A 19,723-nucleotide genomic window follows, 5' to 3' on the forward strand; every position below is an offset into this window, starting at 1 on the left:
CCCCCCCCCGTCGATTCGAAACCGAAAGCGTCTGGTCCGCAGTACGACCCGGGCACTCCGAAACGTTTACCGACAACCGAACGCAGCGGCGAAGAGTCAACGCCAACGACGCTTGCCGTCGGTGAAGAGTCGCGGGTGACACGCCCACGTCCGACGACGATGGCGATCGGCGAAGAGTCTTCGGGCAAGCGGCCTCCGCAAGTCACCACCAAAGCAATGGGCGAAGAGCAGAGCTGTCCGACGAGACCCGATGTCCAGCGTCCGGGCAAAAAGACAACGATGGCGTTGGGCGAAGAATCACAGGTGTCGCCACCGATTCAGGTAACGACGCACGCGACCGGTGAGGAATCCACGCGATGGATCCTTCCTGATGCAAGTCGCTGGCGTCAGCAGCGCAGTCCTTGGCAAGGCTTTCGCCGCTGGTGATCATCAACTTCGCAAACTCGCCCATTTACAACAAGGCGTTCCACCATGGATGTCGATCCCTGCCAACTTTTGATCGTTGGAGGACAAAGTGATCCCAACACATGCCGAATCGTCGACCAAGCTCACTTGAGGGATGTCGATTATGTATTTTGGGACACCGACCTCGAACAGGCTCGGCAAATCGCCTGGGACTTTCAGCATCCCACCATCGATTTGGGCGACCGATCGGTACGTCCAAAATCGATCTACTTGCGATACAACGTCTTTGGCGACGACGCAACGAACAACCATGCCGCGTTTGAATTGTGCGAATCGTTCGCCCATACCTGGACGCACATCAAATGGCTGAATCGTTCGACGGCAGGTGATACGAACAACAAATCGCGGAACCTAAAACTCGCACGTCAATTTGGTTTTTCGATCCCCGATACGATCGTGATCGGCGATGCGACACCGCTGATCAATCATCCGGCCCCCGAAAATACGATCGCCAAACCACTTTCAGGCGGCGACCATGCCCACGTCGTTCGTGAGATCCAACATCCGGAGCGTTTGCTTAACCTGACGCCTCAATTTGTCCAGGAAAAACTTGATGGTGAAAACCTTCGCATCTTCAGCATCGGTGGTGAACTAACCGCGTTTCATCTGCAAACCAATGCGGTCGATTATCGCACCGATGACTCGGTCGTCGTTCGTCGAATCGTTGTTCCGAGCAACCTTCGCGATTCGATCGAACAATTGGTTTCCAAAATTGGCTTTGATTATTGCGCACTCGACTTTCGCTGCCGTGACGGATTCGATGAGCCAGTATTTTTGGAGATCAATTCATTTCCAATGTTCGTCGCATTTGATGACGCCTGCGAAAACCAACTCGCCGACCAAACGCTTGCCTTTCTTGTCGATTAGCACAATCCGATCGTGATGTCGAAGTTAAACTCTCTCGCGGCCTCCAATCGGCTATGCTTTGATTGATGATTAACCTCGCGCATTCAAGCGATCACCTGGATGCAAAAAGATGTGCCCCAATCTGAGCGACCGTAATGAATCAGTCCCCACAGGATGTGTCGATGCTGCTGCGTGAATTAGGCAGCGGCAACGAATCCGTCAGAGAACAACTTTTTGAACAACTGCAATCCGAGCTGCGTCAGATGGCATCGGCGTTAATGCGACGAGAACGGGCCGATCATACGCTTCAAGCGACTGCACTGGTCAACGAGGCCTGTGTGCGATTACTTGACTCCGATGCGATCGGCAACGCAACCGACCGACGCTACTTTTTTGCGGCGGCCAACCGCGCGATGCGACAAATCTTGATCGATCATGCCCGCAAACGGAACGCTGCCAAACGCGGCGGCGATTACGAACGGGGATCACTAGACGTCGTGCTGGATAACTTTGAAACCAGCAACGGATGCAATTTCGAAGATCTTAACGCATCGCTGGACGTGCTCGAAAAGGAATCACCGCGTCAACGCGAAGTCGTCGAACTGCGTTTCTTCTCCGGCTTATCGATTCCAGAAACCGCCGAGGTCCTGGGTGTCAGCGAAGGCACCGTTGAGCGTGACTGGAGATTGGCACGTGCAAAGCTGTATCAGTTCTTAAAAGAAGAATGAGCCGACGGCAGACGTCACCCCGGTGAAATGCCAAATGAGATAGCATGCTCAATCAGCTGGTCAGCGCTAGCCGAAAACTGAAGCCGAGCAACAATCGGATAACTCACAAAAGATGGTGAGTGTTCAACATTCCGAGATAAACACTAACGCAAGATCCACCAGATACGACTAAGTGCGGCGTCTTCGGAACCGGTTTGGCGAAGCCGTTCGGCAGTTTCAGAAATCACCGGTGGGACATCTCGACCGCCAGACAAATAAACCAAATGCTGGACACGTTGATCAAAGGAGTCGATCGAGCGAATCCAAGAAACGGGTAGGCCAGCGTCGTCCCCGGGGAAATCCACGCTGATCTGATCGGTTCGGCTGAGCGTCAGCTTCGGAGTGCTTGAAAGGTCACGCGGTGTCAGCTTGGCCTGCGCCGGTTGGGCCAAAAGAGTGCCGTCGTCGAGCAAACGCCCGCCGGCTTTTTGCATCGCCACTTCAATTCGATCACGTCGTGATGAAGGCGGTGGCTCAACCGCTGCGGCGAACGCGGTGACCAAATCGAGCGCATGATCACGATCGTGATCGCTGGTCGTTAGCATCGATTCCGGACGGAGCTCTTGTGGTACGCTGCGGGTCGCCATCGGCGAGGACACGATTAGCGCCAATGTTCGTGCGATATCGAAGCCACTGTGACGCAGGTCGGTGGCGAGCTGATCATGCAACCGATGCAGATTGCTGTCGGTCGGCGGGGCAAACGCATCGACCGGCGAAGGTTGCAATGGACGACCGTGAACCAGCTTCCAAAGTGAATCGACAAGACTTGAAGCCAAGCGTTGGCTACGGTTAAGCGTCTGTGCCCAGGCTTGGAAGTCAACCAGTGGGTCGCCGCCGGTCAAATTCCCGCTTACTTGCGGAACAGCTAAACGTTGGCGACCGTCGATCAATTCGTAAAACGTGGGGACCTGCTTTCGTTTCTGCTCGACCGTCCAGTGATCCTCGTCTTTATGGACGTGACTGCGCACCAATGCGACGAAAGACCAATAGTCGTCCTGCGTCCCATTACGTCCGATCGTCGAATCGTGACAGCGAACGCAACGTAAGTCCGCATTCATCGACAACCCAGCCAATCGACGAGCGATCCCCTCGCTTCCGTCGCGTCCAATGATGCGATACCAATCTTCGGAGTGCTTGTTCTCTCCGGAGATCAGACTAACCAACGTAGTATCCATCGAAGTCGCGCCGGCCACACTTCGGGACAATTCTTCGATCAAAGATTGATTGTCATCGCGGTCGATCGCCCCAACGTTCCAGTCTGCAGAGAGAGCCAACCATCGTTTCGCGATCTCGCGTGCTCGACTTGGCTTAGCCAATTCATCACGCAACCGTTCAGGCTGTGCAAACGCTTCGATGGGAACCTCGACCCCCAGTCGACGTTGAAGCCGTACGACCAACTCGGCATCCGAAGCCCGTGGAGTTGGATTGACACCGACCGACTTCCAGTACTCTTTGGCTATCGACGCGGTTGTCGTTGCGACATGTTCGATGTGGCCAACGACGACACTTTCGGAAGCCACTCTAACGCCGGGCGCCGATGAATCTAGCTGGCGATCGACAGTCCCCGACGGTGAATCGGCACTGTGCCCTTCGGCGTCGCGATCGCTCGAAGCGACCAGCGGCTGATCGAGTCGTATTCCTCTCAGAGGTTCTCGATTCGGCTCTGAATCGCCCGGAGCACTTTCAGCGAGCAAAGCCGGCGAATGTTCGGTGCCGTCGGGCTGCATAGACTGATCGCCGGCCAGCTGCTCTGACGAACCATTGATCGGGCTTGGCGAAACTTGCGACCGGGGGCCCAAATACATCACACCCGCGACACAAGCTGCCATCGCGACGATCGCGGAAAGCGTTTTCACGACCGTCAAATGTCTGCGGGGCATCGGCTGAACGGCGGAAATCACGACAGAGTCGTTTAAGCGAGACAAAATGGCGGCGGAAAGATCAGGCGGAACCGTTCGCTTACCCGGATCGACCGAAATAAACTCTTTCAATAACGAATCAACAACGGGATCACCGTCGTCGGGCGACTGTGCGTTGGCTGTCACAGCCGAGGTCAATTTATTTCCGAGGTGGACCGGAGGAGCGAGTGGTTGCCCATCGACATCCAGTCGGCGCCGACCGCTGGCTGGGTTGGGCAACGGAGGCTGCTGTGCGGGACGATCGAAGGCCGCCTGGGGATCTGCATCGACATCCGTCGTACTAGAGAGCCGCGCGAGGATAGTCGCGGTCAAATCCGGCGGCTGACGGCGCCGGCTCTGATCTCCGGATACGAACTCCATCAACAATGCGTCGATCATCGGATCGGCATCGTCGTATGAATTCGGTTTGGATCGGTCAGAAGGCGACATCATTCGTCCAACAGGTCTAGTTTTTCTTCGACGCAGTTTCGCAGTTGTTGCTTGGCTCGCTGCATCAAATTGCGGGCACCATGATCGGTAATCCCCAATGCTTCGCCAATTTCAACGCGGCTTGCACTGGAGTCAAACCGCATTCGTAAAGCGATTTGCGCCCGTTCGGTTAATCGTTTAAAACAGTCTTCGAGAGCTTCGACGGCGGAATCACCGGACAAATCTTTGCCCGCCCAACGGTCCCAGGTTTCATCGAGCAATTCGGGTTCGGCTATCGTTTGCATTCGCCCGAGTTTTCGGTGCCGCGAAACAAGCAGGTTGTAGGCGGTGCGTCGCAGATAACCGGCCGTCGCGCCGTCATTGTGTTGAACAAACTCGTCGCGCCGAAGGACCCTTAAAAATGTCTCCTGCGTCAAATCATCCGCCGTGGCCTCGTCACAACCGAGCATTCGCAGATAACGCCAAACGCCACGTTGATGCCGGCGAACGAGTTCACCGGCTTGCAATTGGTTGCCATTCTCTGCCGTCAAGCCACTTCCGGCCTCATCACCCATGGAAGCATCTTGATGCGATTGTTGCCTGTGCGACTCGCCACTAGGTGACGCCGGCTTCGATGGTGCCTGATCGCTGGACGGTATGGATGGGTTGTCTGACTGAGTCATCGAAATGGGGTTCGGCTCAGTCGAGTTCGGCGAAGGATCGCCTAAGCTGACTTCATCCACCGAGCAATTAAGCCACGAGTTCGCTGATTACTTTTCCTCCATTAGCGATTTTCATCGGGCGACGATTCTTGCTCATGAAGGTGGTTTCCAGAGAAATCCCCAACCCTTCGCAAACCGTCGCCATCAGATCCTCGCTACGGAACGGCTCTGATTCTACCTCAGTTCCGTCGCCGTTGGTTTGCCCAACAGCTAATCCGCCTTTAATTCCTGCCCCTCCGACAACGCAAGACCAAGCTCGGGCCCAGTGATCACGCCCCGCATTTTGGTTAATTCGAGGGGTACGACCAAATTCACCCATCCAAATGATCGCGGTGTCTTGCAACAACCCACGCTGTTCCAGGTCTTCCACCAGGGCACTCATCGCACGATCGAGCTGCGGTAGCTTCGTCGTCGAAAGCGTTTGGTGGGTGTTGTTGTGAAGGTCCCAGCCGCCGAGGTCAACTTCGACGAAAGGCACGCCTGCTTCGACCAGACGACGCGCCAGCAAGCAGCCTTGGCCGAAGCCGTCATTGCCATAGCGTTCCTTCGTTTTCTCGTCTTCTTTCTCGACTCGAAACGCTTCCATTTGGCTGCTGGTGAGCAAATCGAACGTTTTCTTCAGGACCTTGCCATGCTCGGTCGCGGGATTGTCGTTGGTTCGAGTCGCGAACCCGGACTCAATTTCCTGCAGGGCGGCCATTCGGCGCCGCAAGCGGCCGTCCTCCAGATTCATACTCAAATTTCGAATTCTGCCGTTGCTGGTCACGGCGAAGGGCGACCACGCCATCCCCAAGAATCCTGGTCCGCTACTCGCCCCACCAATGGTGACAAACGGTGGGATCTCCAGTTGCGGCCGCTGACTGATCAATTCGTGTGCAACGACTGACCCGTACCCTGGGTGTTCGATGTTGGGATTCGGCACGAAGCCGGTGTGCATGTAATAACGACCACGATTGTGATCTGCCTCCCGGGTCGACATGCTACGCACGACCGAAAGGTTATGCATTTGCTTGGCGACCATCGGCATGTGTTCGCAAATCTGCATGTCGCCGGTGGTTGAAATCGGCCGGAATGGCCCCCCGGTCGGAGCTCCCGGCTTAAGATCCCAAATATCAATTGTCGGAGGCCCGCCGCCCATCCAAAGCATGATCGCCGACTTGTGACTCTTGCGCATTTCCTCGGCATTGGCCTGGATCGCCCCGCCCAACGTCATCGCCGCAGAAAACGCAGCCGAACTTCCCGCCATGTGATTCATGAAATGGCGACGGCTCATGCCGTTGGGAGTTTTCCAGTTCGAGATCATCGCAGATTGCCTATCGAAAGAAGAGTTTGGGTTGCTAATAGATTAAACGCGTGAACCGAGCGATCGAACCCACGCATCCACAGGTCAGTGCTGCATGATGAATTCGTTGCTATTCAAAATCGCCCACCAGAGGTCCTGCATCATCTCCGCTTCGTCGCCACCATTGGCCCGATAAAGCTCGCCGGCCAATCGGGTCTCTCGCTTGGAGGGACGTCGAGCCAACCCGGCCAGGTAAAGCCGATTGAGTCGATCGCTAATGGTTTTTCCGCTCACGGCAATTTCTGCCAGGAAACTCCCCGGCTTCGTGCTCGTCGCGTTCTTAGTCAACTCGCCGTTGAAGAGCATCAACGCTTGCGGAATCGATCCATCAAACGTGGTCGCCTCGTCTCCTTCGTCGGTTCCGAACGTAACGACGAATTGCTGCATCCACTCGCGACGTTTTCGTTCTTGCTGCTCGTAGGTTCCTTGCGAGTTTCCACCGGAGAGTGAGACCAGCGACTGGTAGAGCTGCTCGGCACTGATCTGCCGGAGATAAAACCGCGAAAACTTTGGCGTCTCACCGACCGACGGGTCATCGATCGCATTGTTACTGCCGAGTGCGGCACTCAATCCATACGGCTTGCTGAGCGTGATCCAAGTGATCAGATCTTTGATGTTGTAGCTGTACTTACGGAACTCAGCTGCCAATTCTTCGAGGAGTTCCGGATGCGACGGATTGGTATGCGGTCCCATGTCATCGATCGGACGGGTGAACCCATGCCCCAGAAATATCGACCAGTGCCGATTGATGGCCATCAAATCTAATGCTTCACTTTCGAGCATCAATCGCCCTAGCTCCTTGCGGCGATTGACCTCGTCGACGAAACCGCTTTTTTCAATTTCTGTGCCATCGGTAAATACCGGATAAGCAACACGAGTCAGCCCGTTACGCATTTCGTAGAAAACCAAGGCGTCGCTTGGGTCTCCCGCTTCACCCGCGAAGTCCTCGCTGACCAATTCGGCGAATTCAATGTCACGCGTCCCATCGACATATCGCCGTAAGGCCCGTGATTGACGAAAGAAAGAATTGAACTCCCAAAACTTCTGCTGCTTCCAATCGTTGAAGGGGTGATTGTGACATTGGGTGCATTGAACTTGCTGGCCCAAAAAGATTCTTGAAACGCTACTGGCGGCCAACACCGCTTTCTCGTCATTGACCTTGTCGACCAGAAAATTGACCGCGCCGTTAAACCCTGGCGCGCCTGGCTTGGTTGCCCCTTCGGCGGTAACGAGCTCAAACACCATCTGATTGTACGGCTTATTCGCGGCGAAACTGTCCCGCAAATATTTCATCATCCCATCGCGATTGGTCAGATCACGACGGTCCATCCCACCGCTGCGACCGATCAACAGATTCGCCCACACGGTGGCCCAATGATTGGAATACTCCTCGGTATACCGATCATCATGCAACAATCGCTCGACCAAGTTTTTCCGGCGATCAGATTTTCTGTCCGCCATGAAAGCCTTCATTTCCTCCATCGTCGGAACCCGGCCGATGATGTCCAAATGAACGCGACGACACCAAATCAGATCATCCGCTTCTTTCGATGGGGTGATTTCATAATCCGTCCATCCCTGCTCGATGTAGTAATTGATCGTCTCGATCGGGGAACGCCCGGTAGTCGCCGGTGCGGTTTCGAGCGTGGCCTCCGGCCCAGGCTCCGCATGGGCGAATCCACTTCCGATCGTTAAAGCGACAACCATCCCCAGCACCGACCGGCACAGCGTCATCCAACCCCGTGCTGAACTGCGCGGTGCTGAACGGCGCGGTGCCGAACGGCGCGGTGCCGAACTGCGCAGTGCTGACTTGCGATCCAATGCAGGCCAACGATGATTCGCGACGCTGTAGGTTGTCATCGAGTCGTTTCCGATTTGCCAGAGAGTCTGATGTGGTGAAAAGCGGCGGTAAGCCGACGCCAATCTGATGGCGCCCGATTTCCCTACCTCTGAAACGAAGGCAGAGGGCAATGGTACCTGTCCGAATACAGGGATTGTCCTTCAATCTTATCGCGCGATCTGCCCCGAGGTCGGCAAAACCTGCACCCACTGAAAACTCGTTTATTCCCGGACAAGCCGATCTTTCTGACAGGTTGGGGGCCACCTTTCTCTACTTCACTGGGGGCAACCGATGCAAGCGACATCCCGCCCACCGCGACACCGGCGGCCACCGGGAGAAAGCCTGGCGACTGACCAAACGTGTCATTGCAATCGATCAACCTACGCGGGTTCTTCTAACCGCCTGCCCGATCTTCACGTTCACCGGGAGCCCTTGGCCATGATCAATTCATCGCATTCGTACGTTGACATCGCAGTCACCCACACCGCGGCCGCGCAAGCCGGCGCCGTTAAAACCGGCTGGCTGATCACCCGACGTCGTTGCCCGACCGGCACCGATGGGCAAGCGGGGAAGACTCCGGCACCAACAGCCCCCCCTGACGACCGGATCTATTTGCAAATCGCCAATGGTCAGTGGGGGCCCACTTCGGCGGCGACTTGGTTCCCGACCGAATCATCCGCTCGCGTGTACCTGGAAGACTTTCAACCCCGTTATAGTGAGACGCTTGAACTGACACATCTCAGCGAAAATACGCCACCACCTGCGTTCTCATGGAACCGATTGCCGACCACCCCACGGGCTTGCCGGTGGCAATGAGCGTCAAGTTGTGCTTCTTTTTTTGACAAAATGGCCGCATTTACGCCAACCTGAACTTGCCAAACACCTTTTCTTAACCGTTTCTTTATATGGAGTCGATTCTGGCATCATTGGTGCATCTCGACCTAGCGGCCGATTTTTGTTAGTTCGCTTGGTGAATTGGAAACGGGGATGTAATGGATTTATGGATTGCAATCGCGTTTGTCTCGGCGGTTTCTTCGCTGGCGTTTGTCGCCGGCTGGAAGCTTTCGCTATCGGTCTACCATGGCAGGCCTCTGCTGCTCGTTGAGTGTCTGCTCCTCTTGTTGATTTTTGCATTCGGGCTCGCCAACCGCCTGTTTTGGGCAAGTGCGTTTTCAACGCCAGCGGCGATGGGTTGGTCAAATTGGCTACCGATCTTCCTTTCGTTCACGGCCGGGCTGGCGACAAACGCGTGCAGCTTGCGGCGTAGCTGGCGTGCGGGAACATCACTGGCGATGCTGTTCCTTGCGATTGGGTTTCTGGTGCAACCGGTGGTCCGCCCCAACTTGTATCCCATCACACTTGCGTCCCAAACCACCTGGCAAAACAACGTTTGTTTGCAAAGCAGCGAGTCGAGCTGCGGACCGGCTGCCGCGGCAACACTGCTACGCCATCACTCCCTCTTGCCTTGGGCCAAGAATCGGCTCGGTTGGTCCGAAGCCTCATCGGAAGCCATGATGGCGGATGCATGCTTGACCAGTGGACATGGCACCTCGTCTTTAGGCTTGGTCCGAGGGTTACGACTGGCCACCGAAGGCAGCCAATTCAGCGTCGCCGTGGCCGACGATGATCCGCGACATTGGCAAACGCGCAATCAACTTCCCAACCTCGCTGTCATCTGTTTTCGCGGTAGCGGTCACGGCGACACGGTCCGACGTCTTCTCGGTACCGACGGCGATGCACACGCGGTGATGGTCCACGGTCGCACGCCCGACGGGCTTTGGAAAGTAGCGGACCCAGCGGTGGGCTGGCGATACTTTCAAGACGACGAGTTTCGTCGAGTGTTCACCGGTGAAGCGATCTATCTTGCTCGGCATTAATCGCATCTGACCTCGCTTTCCGGCGCCTGCAAAACGGCCGCCACTATGAGTCCATGGCGAGTGAATACGGCGCGTTCGCGACGTGTATTTTACCGAGATAGATCTACCGACGAAATGAACGACCTGCTAACGTATGATGAACGCGTCGCATACCGGCGGGCGGGTCGGGAATCACCAAGATAAATGCCCCGATCGCCGGCGTGTGACATGACCTGAACCAACGTTCGGTTGCCACCATTGCAGCGTCTTTACTCGGCTTACGATCGAGACGAACGCAAGCGAAATGGGAATCTTGGTTGGTTCGGTTTGTGTCAATCTTCTCGTTGCTTGTTTGCGATGACGATGGTCCACAACAGCCTCGTCAAATGAGCGTCGGTCGCCATCGAACGATCCGCAAACAGTCTCGGCGATTACGTTCGACGCGTGCGAACTGACATGGAATTTGTTCCCATGTCCGCCTCGATCACACGTGCGCCTTGAGAACGTTGTCTGATTCTGAACCCGAAGGCCTCCGGCCTACAGTCCCCTCGTCGCCGACACCTGAACAAGCGATTGAACAGGACGCGACATCGTCCGACGAATCGCCCGAGCGGAACCCACCCGACGTCAAAAGTGCCGGCCCGTCAACCGATCGAGAAATTCGGTTGGTGCCGACAGCTCGTACCGCGGATGGCGAACTCGATCACGCCGCAAAACTTGTCCGCTGCCAAGAACTGATCGATTATCAATTCAACGATCTGGAGCTGCTACAGAATGCGCTCACACATGCCTCCGGCGCGGCACATCGCCTGGCCAGCAACGAACGGCTCGAATTCCTCGGCGATTCAGTCCTTGGCTTTGTCGTCTGTTCGTGGTTGTACGAAGAGTACCCCGAGTACAACGAAGGCGATCTGACAAAGATCAAGTCGGCTGTCGTTAGCCGCAGGACATGTGGGAAAGTGGCTTGCCAAATCGGACTCGATGAATGCCTAATCGTCGGCCGTGGAGTCACCCGCAATCGCAGCTATCCACGCTCACTCGTCAGCGACGTCTTCGAATCCATCGTCGCGGCGATTTACCTTGATGGCGGACACGAGATCGTTCGGCAACGACTGATCCGTTGGCTTCGTCGCGAAGTCGAAACTGCCGTCCAGAGCCAGGGTTCGACCAACTACAAGTCGACCCTCCAACAACGTGCCCAGCGCGACATTGCCTGCACACCCCAATACCGCCTGAAACGCGAGACGGGGCCGGATCACCGCAAGTCGTTTCTGATCAGCGCCGTCATCGACGGAAACGAATTCACCGCCGCGTGGGGCAGCAACAAAAAAGAAGCCGAACAAAAGGCAGCGGCAAATGCGTTAGCCGAAATGAGCAACGAGTCGATTCCGTTTCCTTTGACCGAATCGCATTCCGCAGAATCGCATCCGGCGGAAGAGCCTCCCGGGGAAGAGCGATCGTAGGGCGGCAGCGGGAATTGGTAATTAAAGCGTTCCTGCTTTGTTACCGAGCTTGCTAGCGAGCGACAGAATTTCTGGCGGGAGTTTTTTAGGACGCCCCGTCGGATCGACACTGGCGATGACCGAGTCGGCTTCGGCAAGCAACGTCTGCTCGCGCAGGACTCGGTAGTGGTGCGTTAATCGAACTTTTCGAATCTCCGTCGTCACGACTTCCACCTGGAGTAGGTCGTCAAAATCGGCGGGTGCGAAGTAGCGCACGTTCATCTCGGTGACGACCAAAAGCCGACCGGAATCCTCGATTGCCTTGTATGGCATGCCACCGGCACGAAGCATTTCGACCCGAGCGTCTTCGAAGTAATTCAGGTAGTTTGAATGATGCACCCTACGCTGCCCATCGGTTTGGTGATAGCCAACTCGGATCTCGTGGGTGTATTGAATTAAGGCGCTGTTCATCGTGATCGTTCCGCCTGGGAAAATGGATAACCAATCGACACAGCATAAGCCTGAGCGATGAAATCGTCATTGCCCTGAACCTTGATTGCCCTGACCACTGCGTTTCGTCGATCTGTCCGCCGCAGCAAATCCCTACACTGGTTACAATGGGCAGTTTTTAATGACACCCGACTTGGGTGCTGACTCAGGTTTCTTTCGTTGCTAGGCAGGTTAAGCATGACGCGAACAAACGCGGGATTGGTAGTGGTGTGGGGTTTCGTCGCGATAATCTTGGTGACGATTTCAACGACCGTCGTCCGGGCAACCGAGCCGGTCCGAATGGGATGTGGCGACATGACCTTTGAAACAGTTCCCGGCTGGGGACTGCGACCGGACGGCAATTCACCGCTGGGGCCCACTCATGGGGGCGTCGTGATCGATACCGAAGGCAACATCTACACCAGTGCCCAAGCCGGAGTGTTTGTGTTCTCCCCCGAGGGCAAGATCGTCCATACCTACTTGGGCGAGGACTACAGCAACCTGCACGACATGGAAATCCGCCAGGAAGATGGTGAAGAGTACATCTACGGCGCGCGTAACAAGAACGCCGAAGGCATCAAGTTTCGCGTACGAGGCGGAGACGTCGTGCTGCGCCTACCGTTTCCGACGGAGTCTGGGCTCGCACTGAAGCGATTTAGCCCGACCGCGATCACGGTGGCCGACAACGGCGACATCTACCTCTCCGATGGTTATGCGAGTAACCATATTTTTGTGTTCGACAAATCCGGCAAGTACCTTCGCCATTTCGGGACCAAGGGAAATGCGATGAAGGAGTTCAACACCGCGCACGGAATGACGCTGGACACTCGCTATGAACCGCATCGATTACTGATTTGCGATCGCAACCATCAACCCAAGGGCCGACTGCTGCATTACGACCTGGAGGGCAACTTCATCGAAGAAGTCATCACCGGCTTGGGAATGCCAACGTCGGTAGCCGTCTCCGGAGATTACGTCTCAGTGCCTGACCTGCACGGACGTTTGGTGATTCTTGATCGATCGAACACAATCATCGCAGTCCTCGGAAACAACCCTGACCGCAAAAAAGGCCGCAACTTCAACGTCCCCCAGTCGGACTGGGTGGAAGGGGTCTTCAGCGGCACGCATGGTTCGTACTGGGACCGAGATGGCAATCTTTACGTTCAGGACTGGAACGTTTCGGGGCGTTTGATGAAGCTGGTACGGGTGAATTTGCAGCCGAATTGACCGCACCGAAGCGAAACACGTAAACTTCCAGCTTTAAGCGTTTGGGCAAACACGACGACCGAGCTTACACGGCGACAGCCCGCCACGAGGATGGGGTTGATCGCTGTCTGCCGCGCAACCGTCGAAAACGCCTTTGGAGTGCCGACAAGACGAGGCCGACATGGATTCAGATCAGGGAAGCGGGGCAGGAACGAAATTCGAAACGATGCGGGGACGCAACTTTCCGGCGCTTCGACAGTTTACGATCTTCCTCGAAAACCGCGTGGGGCAATTGCTGGAAGTGGTGCGTCGATTCGAAGGCACCGGGATCCGCATTTGTGCCCTGTCGATCAACGATGCCGCCGAGTGCGCATTCGTTCGCTTCCTGGTCAGCGATGCCGACCGGGGCCGAGAGATTCTGGAGCGAAGTGGGCTCGCGCTGATTGAAACCGATTTGATCGGAGTCCAGCTTCCCGAGGGTCCGCAACCGCTACTGCGCGTCTGCACCGCTCTGTTACAAGCGGAACTTAATATCATCCAAACGTACCCGCTGATCATTCGCCCTCATGGCAAGCCAGCGGTGGCGATCATGGTGGAGAACATCGAGATGGCGATGGAAACCTTAAATGAAAAAGGTTTCACGATCATCACCGAGGGAGATCTCGACGATAACCCCACGATGGATCAATAGTGCAGTTGGACTGGTGACAGTTCACCGCCGGCTCTTCAGTCGCGCGGCGGCTTGACGTCTTTCGTCGCGGCGGAACTTGTTTGTGACGCGCGGCGATTCTCTCGCTGGATCGCGTCATAAACTTCTTGGCGGTGAACCGGAATGGATTGCGGCGCCTCGATACCGAGGCGAACTTTGTCGCCACGGATATCGACGATCGTGACAACAACGTCGTCGCCAATCATGATGCTTTCATCGCGGTGTCGGGATAGGACCAGCATGTTGGCCTCGACATCATTGGATTCAAGAGGTAACGGATTTAGCAGGTAACGTCCATGCGGTGGTGCTAGTGGGAGACTCGTCATCATGACGAATCAAATCATCCGCAGTGGAAAGTGGCGAAGGATGCCGTTCGGCCTCGTCGCCTGGGGTGTACATCGTCGAGCAGGGCGATGAATTTGATATCGTTTGTTAGAAGTCGGCAGATGCCGGTCGTGACGGTCGCTCCCTCCAACCGGATTGATTCGAAGGTCGTGCTTCAAACGGCGTTTCAGACCATCAAAGCACGATCGACACCGGACCAACCGGCGCAAACCGGATGAACAATCCTTTTGGATACGCCGACGAGTGAACGACGATCTCAGGCCCGACCGTGGTCGTCCATCGCTGTCTGGGGCGAAACACCCCCTACCGAACGAGCCGGAGGAAATGATCTGCGATAAGCATCGACCGAGTCACGCCGACGACCATCGCCCGAGCCGCCACCTCTGGATCGAACGTTTGTTAAGCCGCCGACTTCTTCGCAGAAAGCTTGGCCGTCGTTGTCGACGTCAGCTCGCGAACGACGTCACTTGCCCCGGCAAGAGAATGCACCGGTTGCTGCAACGCATAGTCGTTGTCAGTGATGATTTGGCATCCCAGTCGACGGCTGAGGTTCAATACGATCGGCGATCGCAAGTTAGTAGTCAGCTTTCCCGAGTGCCCCGAGATCGTCGTCAGAACGTAAGTCTCCGTCCCTGGCTTCAGATGCAAGCTGGTCAGCTCGCGCCGTGAAACTTGCACCCGGTAATCCGGAAAGAACGCCCGCGGACTGATCAGCGGTAACGCTCGATCGCCACGTGATGCACTTTGCAGCCAGGCAACGGATTCATTTTCAAGATCTGGCAACAAGGCCCAGTCCCGCAGAGATTCCATTCCGATCAGGCCGGCAGGAAACAGGAACAACTGATCTTGATCGAGAGAGATCGTTCCAAATCGTTGTGTTTCGATTCGCATCGCGTAGGCTCGGGACGCTTCAGATGACTTTGGATAGGTTTACAATATCGATATCGGCGGACGCACTGTTCGAATCGACAAAATCGGCAAAGAACAACCAAAACCAGAGAGCCTTATGATTCTGATCGGAACGATGAATCTGACGCGGACGCGTGAGTCAGGCCAGTTCTATTGCCCGACCTGTGTGTCCACTCAGGATTACCGCCTGCGTTCCAGACGACCGTTTCTGACGCTTTACTTTATCCCTGTCGTCCCCATCGGCGGCGCCGAACAATTTGTTGTCTGCGGGGGCTGCCGCGAAAAGTGGGATCCGTCGGTCCTTACCATTGACTATCAACACCCCTCGCAGGTTCGGCCCGACGGCGAGACAAGCGGGCAACTTTCGGCCGATCAGTTTCACGACCAAGCGTTACGTAGCGCTATCTTGGTCGTGCTCGACGATGGCTTTATGTCCGAAGCAGAAATCGAATCACTGCTCGGTCTGGGAAGCCATCTATTTGGGCGTCCGATCGATCGCGAGGAACTCGGTGAACTCTGTTCGATCGCGGAACAAAACAAGGTTCGCGCTCGAAACTATGTCACCTCGGTTTCGCACCGCTGGAATCGCGATCAAAAAGTCGAGGCACTGCAAGCGATGTTTCTTGCCGCTACCGCCGAAGGTGAACTTAGCGATTCACAGATCAAATTATTGGCCGACATGAAGGACCTGCTTGGCTTAAGCGACGAAGAGTATCACAAAGCGATCGGAGAAGCCTTGCAGTGGGAACATGTCTGATGAAAACAGCGTCTCTCCAAATGTTTTTCGATCAGCTTACTTCGATCTTGGGCTCGATCGCGATCACTTGCCTGGTGATGACGTGCGTCGGCGGATGCCAACGAGAACGCACCGACCTTGATTACACCTTCCACGTTGAACATGTCATCCCAATGGACGGCGCGTTGCCGGGTGACATGGTTCAATTTGAAAACGTGTTTTGGGAACCAGATGATTCAATCTCACTACGTAAAATGATTGCCGACGATGGGATCGCCCAGGGGCGCAACGTGCTCGAGATCGGTACGGGCACGGGGCTGATCGCGCTGACGTGCGCGAATCATGGTGCGAAGAACGTCGTCGCCACTGACATCAATCCGGCAGCGGTCGCCAACGCCCAGTACAACGCAGCGATGCTGGAACTCGAGTCAGCCCTGGAAGTCCGCCAGGTTGATGCCGATAGCCCTGGCGCCTTCGCCGTTCTCAAGCCCAACGAAACCTTTGATCTGATCATTTCCAATCCGCCGTGGGAAGACGGCACGATCGATCAACCACTTGATCACGCGTTCTATGATCCGAGCTTCGCACTGATGGATTCGATCCTCGATGGCTTGCCGCAACGTTTGGCTCCCGGCGGCCGCTGCCTGTTGGCATACGGGCACGTCCCAGCAATTACGCGTTTGCTATCCGAAGCCGAAGCCCGAGGATTCCAAACAAAGGTCCTCGACGATCGCAAACTCGAATCACTACCCCAAGATTTTCTACCGGGAATGTTGATCGAATTGCGATTGGGGCGGGATCAAATCCCCAAGATTCGCGCAAGTCAAGAGGAGTAGCCCGCAAATCGATCCCGATTTGACGAAGCAATAAAAATGCTTGCGGCGCCGACTTTTTCCCTATTAACATGAATAGCGATGGCAAAGGAGACTCATTTCAAGATGAGTGCTTGCGGACGAGACCGATCGTCCAATCTGCAAGGATGTTCCTTTCCTTTGCCCAACCTAAATCAAACGGACGCGAGCCGGAATCGCCTATGATCCACTACACCTGTGATCGCTGCAAACGCGCGATCGATCCGGAAACGGAACTTAGGTACGTTGTCGAGATCGAAATTCATGCGGCCTCGTGTGATGACTCACACGGCCACATTCGAAACGAAGGCGGAGAAGACGAAGTCGACCATTTGGCAGAGCTGCACGATCAGTTGCAACGCGAAGTCAATCCTGACATCGAACCGCAATGCTTTGCCGACGACGACTTCGGTGACCTCGACGACGCCGAATCAACCGATCATTGCCAGCAATACGACCTCTGCGAACAATGCCACGACGCTTTTCTGAACAACCCGCTCGGACGCGAGGCCACGGTGGGACTGGGGTTTAGCAATAATTAGCTCAACGATTTTTCCTCTCCGCTGTTCTGTCCGCCGCTGTGACCGTCCGCTCGAACGAACCAATGGTGGCCTGCGATGTGCCGAAGGGCACCGTTTTGACGCCGCACGCGAAGGCTACTTCAATCTGACTCAACCACAGGATCGCCGCAGTAAATCGCCAGGTGATAGCGACGACGCTGTCTTGGCTCGACAGAGCTGGATCAACCGAGGGCACATGGTCGGGCTGATCGAAACGCTCTCTGAATTATTGTCCGAACACCCATTGGACTTGAGCTGCACTCGCCGAACGATCGACCTCGGTTGTGGCGAAGGCAGTTTTGGTAAGGCACTCTTCGACGACTGTCCCGAAACATTTTGCGGTATCGACCTCTCGAAACGCGCGATCCGCTTGGCTGCCCGGCAATGGCCCGACGCGACTTGGGTGCTCGCTAATGCTGATCGTGTTCTGCCGTTCGCCGATGGCACCGCGGGACGATTGATGTCGCTGTTTGGGCGTCGACCGGTCACTGAAATTGCTCGCGTGCTATGCGACGATGGCCAATGCATGATCGCGGTCCCCGGCGAAGAAGACTTGATCGAGCTACGCGAACTCGTACAGACGGTTGGCAAACGCCGCAGCCGTTGGAAAGCGATCGTTGACGAGTTTGCCGACGTGGGTTTCAAACTTCAACGGCAAGCCACCTGGCGTCATTCGGTCGAACTTGATCAGCCAGCGATTACCGATGCCCTGGCGATGACCTACCGGGCCGTCCGCCATTCACAACATTCCCGAATCCAAAGCGTCGAACAGATGAATGTGACCCTTCACGCCGACCTGATGGTATTTCAACGCTAGCGATTCGTCAGACCGAACTGCACCGCTTGCCCACCGGCCCGCAGAACAAAAAAGCCCTCTTGCCGAAACAAGAGGGCTTCAATGATTCACTACGATCTTGCTATTGCAGCATTAGAGCTCAAGAGAAACTGTCTCTTTCGAGGCCCGGGTTCCCAATGCTCCCCAAACACCGTAAGGGCTCTTCCGAGTCATCGTCCCGCCGGTCGGCCAGTTAGGAGAGTTTGCCGAAAGGTCACCGGAGTCCACGGATTCAGTGATAAAGGTCACCGCCCCATCGCCCATCAAAATGTGTGCACCACCTTGGTGACGACTACCGACGGTAAACATCCCGTCAGATCCGTCACCCGAGTAAGCACAACTGACTCGGTTCGGAGGCATGATCGTGGTAACGCTGGTCATCACAGGACGCCCGTCAGTCCAACGCATCCCCTTGTTTTGCGAGACCGACCAGTTGTTGGTGTTCGTGCCCGCAAGGTGAAATTGAGGATCTTCTGGGTCGATCGTGTCTTCACAATCGATCGGCGTAATGAAGAACGAAGCGTTCGAACCTCGGTTGACGACCGTACCGCGTACTTCCAACGTGTTGTTGTCAACGACGATTTCGCCGCAAGCGATCGTGTTGCTCAATCCATCCAGCATGTCACGGAACTTTGTCGTACGACGAGATTCGAAGAAACCTCGATTGTGACAACTGCGACGCGCCGGGGCACACCAAGTCAACTCTTCGCCGCGTTCGCCGCGGCATGAGTGATTGTTGCTGGCGACGCCATCACCCAAGCTAGCGGCATAGTTAGTGAAGCCCTCAAAGTTCGCCGGCGGGACCGCGGGATCACTGGGGCAACGATAAGTCGTGATTTGCGTGACCCATGGGGTATAGGCGCGATCCCATGGCACCGGTCCCATCGGGGCGAACGGGGGCGTGCGGTCGGAACCGTTGTGATTAACCGATCGCGGGTTCGAGATCATGTCCCACAATCCCTGCTGCTCGATAAACGGAGTCAGCGGCACGAGGAACGACAACAAGTGCCGGTTGCTGTTGTTCGCATTCGTCGGCGAAACATACGTTCCACCGCTCTGAACTGGCAGCTGTTTGAACGCCGAATGGTAGTTGTGCAAGCCAAGACCAATCTGCTTGAAATTGTTACTGCAGCTCATCCGCCGCGCCGCTTCACGGGCAGCCTGAACGGCGGGCAGCAACAACCCCACCAAGATTCCAATGATGGCGATGACCACCAACAATTCGACAAGGGTGAAACCTCGTCGAACACGTTTGTTCAACATAATTTTTTCTCAAAAGTACAGGGGATGACAACGCGACGTTGAAGAAGCGTGGGGCAACCGATACGGCCACAAGAATGAAGAACTTGCGAATTACGCAATTCAGCTAGCAGTCGCCCCTTGCGAAAGAGTCTTGCTGGACCACCCATTTTGAACAATGGAATATCGCGCAAAATCACTGTGAATTTTCAAGAAAGTGCGATACCTACCCGGACT

20 protein-coding genes and 1 pseudogene are annotated in these 19,723 nt (G+C 55.6%); 13 read left to right on the forward strand and 8 right to left on the reverse strand.

Annotation, left to right across the window (positions count from 1 at the left end; translation table 11 throughout):
- The 3 genes from FYC48_RS27665 to FYC48_RS08295 all read left to right on the forward strand — a co-directional run.
- Positions 1-426: hypothetical protein (locus FYC48_RS27665; RefSeq protein WP_200836564.1), on the forward strand; the 426-nt coding region annotated here is incomplete at its 5' end.
- A 45-nt stretch (positions 427-471) separates the two neighbouring features.
- Positions 472-1,332 (forward strand): ATP-grasp domain-containing protein, encoded by an 861-nt coding sequence (locus tag FYC48_RS08290; protein WP_149496246.1) that lies wholly within the window; start codon positions 472-474, stop codon positions 1,330-1,332.
- Positions 1,333-1,466: 134 nt separating this feature from the next.
- Positions 1,467-2,039, forward strand: coding sequence for a sigma-70 family RNA polymerase sigma factor (locus tag FYC48_RS08295; protein ID WP_149496247.1), 573 nt, complete (start codon positions 1,467-1,469; stop codon positions 2,037-2,039).
- Positions 2,040-2,182: 143 nt separating this feature from the next.
- Here the strand turns inward: FYC48_RS08295 and FYC48_RS08300 are convergent, their stop codons facing one another.
- The 4 genes from FYC48_RS08300 to FYC48_RS08315 all read right to left on the reverse strand — a co-directional run bounded on the left by FYC48_RS08300 (position 2,183) and on the right by FYC48_RS08315 (position 8,329).
- Positions 2,183-4,429 carry a cysteine peptidase family C39 domain-containing protein gene (locus FYC48_RS08300; protein WP_149496248.1) on the reverse strand — a complete coding sequence of 749 codons (2,247 nt, stop codon included), beginning with the start codon at positions 4,427-4,429 and terminating at the stop codon, positions 2,183-2,185.
- Positions 4,426-4,980 carry an RNA polymerase sigma factor gene (locus tag FYC48_RS08305; RefSeq protein WP_149496249.1) on the reverse strand — a complete coding sequence of 185 codons (555 nt, stop codon included), beginning with the start codon at positions 4,978-4,980 and terminating at the stop codon, positions 4,426-4,428. Before FYC48_RS08305 ends, FYC48_RS08300 begins: the two co-directional genes overlap by 4 nt.
- Positions 4,981-5,155: 175 nt before the next feature.
- Positions 5,156-6,430, reverse strand: a complete 1,275-nt coding sequence (locus FYC48_RS08310; protein WP_235034143.1) for a DUF1501 domain-containing protein — start codon at positions 6,428-6,430, stop codon at positions 5,156-5,158.
- Positions 6,431-6,514: 84 nt separating this feature from the next.
- Positions 6,515-8,329 (reverse strand): DUF1549 domain-containing protein, encoded by a 1,815-nt coding sequence (locus FYC48_RS08315; protein WP_235034144.1) that lies wholly within the window; start codon positions 8,327-8,329, stop codon positions 6,515-6,517.
- Positions 8,330-8,747: 418 nt separating this feature from the next.
- On the opposite strand from FYC48_RS08315, the gene FYC48_RS08320 reads away from it, so the two are divergent.
- From FYC48_RS08320 to rnc, 3 genes are all read left to right on the forward strand, one after another.
- The gene (locus FYC48_RS08320) at positions 8,748-9,125 is read left to right on the forward strand and encodes a hypothetical protein (RefSeq protein ID WP_149496252.1); all 378 of its coding nucleotides are present in this window, start codon (positions 8,748-8,750) and stop codon (positions 9,123-9,125) included.
- 176 nt (positions 9,126-9,301) lie between these two features.
- Positions 9,302-10,186: a cysteine peptidase family C39 domain-containing protein gene (locus FYC48_RS08325; protein ID WP_149496253.1), complete on the forward strand. Its 885-nt coding sequence runs from the start codon at positions 9,302-9,304 to the stop codon at positions 10,184-10,186.
- Positions 10,187-10,737: 551 nt separating this feature from the next.
- Positions 10,738-11,628, forward strand: a complete 891-nt coding sequence (gene rnc / locus FYC48_RS08330; protein WP_149496283.1) for a ribonuclease III — start codon at positions 10,738-10,740, stop codon at positions 11,626-11,628.
- A gap of 21 nt (positions 11,629-11,649) precedes the next feature.
- Here rnc and FYC48_RS08335 read toward each other — a convergent pair whose 3' ends face one another.
- On the reverse strand, positions 11,650-12,078 hold the full coding sequence (locus FYC48_RS08335) for an acyl-CoA thioesterase (RefSeq protein WP_149496254.1): 429 nt from the start codon (positions 12,076-12,078) through the stop codon (positions 11,650-11,652).
- Positions 12,079-12,294: 216 nt separating this feature from the next.
- Between FYC48_RS08335 and FYC48_RS08340 the strand changes: the two genes are divergently transcribed.
- Positions 12,295-13,323, forward strand: a complete 1,029-nt coding sequence (locus tag FYC48_RS08340) for a 6-bladed beta-propeller (RefSeq protein WP_149496255.1) — start codon at positions 12,295-12,297, stop codon at positions 13,321-13,323.
- 160 nt (positions 13,324-13,483) lie between these two features.
- On the forward strand, positions 13,484-13,993 hold the full coding sequence (locus FYC48_RS08345) for an acetolactate synthase (protein ID WP_149496256.1): 510 nt from the start codon (positions 13,484-13,486) through the stop codon (positions 13,991-13,993).
- Positions 13,994-14,028: 35 nt separating this feature from the next.
- On the opposite strand, the gene csrA is transcribed toward FYC48_RS08345, so the two are convergent.
- The gene (gene csrA, locus FYC48_RS08350; protein WP_149496284.1) at positions 14,029-14,253 is read right to left on the reverse strand and encodes a carbon storage regulator CsrA; all 225 of its coding nucleotides are present in this window, start codon (positions 14,251-14,253) and stop codon (positions 14,029-14,031) included.
- A 502-nt stretch (positions 14,254-14,755) separates the two neighbouring features.
- Positions 14,756-15,247 (reverse strand): flagellar assembly protein FliW, encoded by a 492-nt coding sequence (fliW, locus tag FYC48_RS08355; protein WP_149496257.1) that lies wholly within the window; start codon positions 15,245-15,247, stop codon positions 14,756-14,758.
- Positions 15,248-15,362: 115 nt separating this feature from the next.
- Here fliW and FYC48_RS08360 point away from each other — a divergent pair, with 115 nt between their 5' ends.
- The 5 genes and pseudogenes from FYC48_RS08360 (at position 15,363) to FYC48_RS08375 (ending at position 18,229) form a co-directional block, all read left to right on the forward strand.
- Positions 15,363-16,022 carry a TerB family tellurite resistance protein gene (locus FYC48_RS08360; protein ID WP_149496258.1) on the forward strand — a complete coding sequence of 220 codons (660 nt, stop codon included), beginning with the start codon at positions 15,363-15,365 and terminating at the stop codon, positions 16,020-16,022.
- On the forward strand, positions 16,022-16,837 hold the full coding sequence (locus FYC48_RS08365; protein ID WP_149496259.1) for a methyltransferase: 816 nt from the start codon (positions 16,022-16,024) through the stop codon (positions 16,835-16,837). The genes FYC48_RS08360 and FYC48_RS08365 overlap by 1 nt, the downstream gene beginning before the upstream one ends.
- A gap of 197 nt (positions 16,838-17,034) precedes the next feature.
- Positions 17,035-17,394, forward strand: a complete 360-nt coding sequence (locus tag FYC48_RS08370; protein ID WP_149496260.1) for a hypothetical protein — start codon at positions 17,035-17,037, stop codon at positions 17,392-17,394.
- 7 nt (positions 17,395-17,401) lie between these two features.
- Positions 17,402-17,536: pseudogene (locus FYC48_RS28795) on the forward strand (putative RNA methyltransferase); the annotation flags it as partial.
- Between the two features lie 72 nt (positions 17,537-17,608).
- Positions 17,609-18,229 carry a methyltransferase domain-containing protein gene (locus FYC48_RS08375; protein ID WP_235034145.1) on the forward strand — a complete coding sequence of 207 codons (621 nt, stop codon included), beginning with the start codon at positions 17,609-17,611 and terminating at the stop codon, positions 18,227-18,229.
- 111 nt (positions 18,230-18,340) lie between these two features.
- Here the strand turns inward: FYC48_RS08375 and FYC48_RS08380 are convergent, their stop codons facing one another.
- Complete coding sequence (locus FYC48_RS08380) at positions 18,341-19,510, reverse strand: DUF1559 domain-containing protein (protein WP_200836565.1); 1,170 nt, start codon at positions 19,508-19,510, stop codon at positions 18,341-18,343.
- Positions 19,511-19,723: the final 213 nt, after the last annotated feature.

The sequence above is a fragment of the Roseiconus lacunae genome, from assembly GCF_008312935.1.
GTDB classification, from domain to species: Bacteria; Planctomycetota; Planctomycetia; order Pirellulales; family Pirellulaceae; genus Stieleria; species Stieleria lacunae.